Origin of the sequence: Phenylobacterium sp. (genome assembly GCF_036402295.1) — a bacterium.
Taxonomy (GTDB): domain Bacteria; phylum Pseudomonadota; class Alphaproteobacteria; order Caulobacterales; family Caulobacteraceae; genus Phenylobacterium.
This window is the reverse complement of the sequence record NZ_DASWTE010000422.1, coordinates 1-1,691: the sequence shown is the minus strand read 5'-3', so window position 1 is coordinate 1,691 and position 1,691 is coordinate 1. Positions and strand designations below refer to the sequence as shown.

1 protein-coding gene is annotated in these 1,691 nt (G+C 71.4%); it reads left to right on the top strand.

Features of this window, described 5'->3' with window-relative positions; all coding sequences use genetic code 11:
• Nucleotides 1-237: 237 nt before the first annotated feature.
• On the top strand, nt 238-1,691 hold a 1,454-nt coding region (locus VGD44_RS24320; RefSeq protein ID WP_331090970.1), incomplete at its 3' end, for a DPP IV N-terminal domain-containing protein.

Here is a 1,691-nt window from a genome sequence, read left to right as displayed (position 1 = left end):
GCCCCTTCAATGGCCCGCGGAAACACGCGGAAGGACGCGGAAAGAGCAGAACGAGCCCGGCGCCTCGCCAGGCCCGGCGCCCTTCCGCGTCCTTCCGCGTGCTTCCGCGGGCAATCATGACAGCGCCTGCGGCGCGCGAGGGCGCCGCAGGTCGCGCCCCGTCCGTCGCCCATCCGCTGGACAAAGCGCCGCTGCGCGCCTCATCTCTCGCCGCCTGTTCAGCTCGGGGAGTCTCACATGCGTCTGGCGGTTCTGGCGGCGGCTCTGGTGCTGACCGCGGCGGGCGGCGTTGCGGCCCAGGTGGCGGAACAGCCCTCCCGCACCTTCGGCGCCCGCGACCTCTTCGGCCTGCAGCAGGCCTCAGACCCGCAGGTGCGCCCGGACGGCGGCGCCATCGCCTATGTGCGCGCGTCGAACGACATCATGACCGACCGCGCCCGCCGCTCGATCTGGCTGGTGGATGCGAGCACCGGCGCCCAGACGCCGCTGGTCGTCGACGACAACTCCAACCTCGCCCCGCGCTGGTCCCCCGACGGCTCGCGGCTGGCCTACGTCTCGGCCGGGCAGAACGGCGCGCAGCTCTACGTCCGCTGGATGGCGAGCGGCCGCTCGGCGCGCGTCGCCAGCCTGGAGCAGGCCCCCAACGACATCACCTGGTCGCCCGACGGCAAGACGCTGGCCTTCACCATGCTGACCCTCGACGAGGGCCGCCCGCTGGTCGCGCCGATCAAGAAGCCCGAAGGCGCCAAGTGGGCCGATCCGCTGAAGGTGATCGACCGCATCACCTATCGCGCCGACGGCGAAGGCTTCCTCAAGCCCGGCTACCGCCACCTCTTCGCCGTCTCGGCCGACGGCGGCCAGCCGCGCCAACTCACCTCCGGCAAGTTCGACGATGCTGGCCCCATCGACTTCACGGCCGACGGCAAGGCGGTCCTGTTCTCCACCAACCGCGCCGAGGCCTGGGAGCGCGACCCGCAGGAGGCCGAGATCTACGCCGTGGACGTGGCGACCGGCGCGCTGACCCGTCTGACCAACCGCGTCGGGCCCGACATCGGCCCGACCGTTTCGCCGGACGGTGCGAAGATCGCGTACGTCGGCTACGACGACGAGCGGAAGCGCGGCTACGAGAACGTCCGCCTGTACGTCATGGACCGCGACGGCAAGAACCGCCGGGTCCTCACCGGGAACCTCGACCGCAGCGTGAGCCCGCCGCAGTGGGCCGCCGACGGCAAGAGCCTCTACGTCTCCTACGAGGACCTGGGCCTGACCAAGGTCGCCCGCGTCTCGCTGGACGGAAAGCTCGAGACGCTGTTCTCGGGGCTGGGCGGCGGCGGCCTGGACCGGCCCTATACCGGCGGTCAGTTCTCGGTCGGCCGGGGAGGCCTGGTCGCGTTCACCGACGGCGCGCCCGAGCGGCCCGCCGACCTCGCGCTCTGGAAGGGCGGCAGGGTCCAGCGGCTGACCGACCTCAACGCCGACCTCCTGACCGGCAAGCAGCTCGCCAAGGTCGAGGCGCTCCCCGTCACCTCCAGCTACGACAAGAAGCCCATCGGAGCCTGGATCGCCTATCCGCCTAACTTCGACCCGTCGAAAAAGTACCCGCTGATCCTCGAGATCCACGGCGGCCCCTTCGCCGCCTACGGCCCGACCTTCGCCACCGACGTCCAGCTCTACGCGGCCGCCGGCTACGT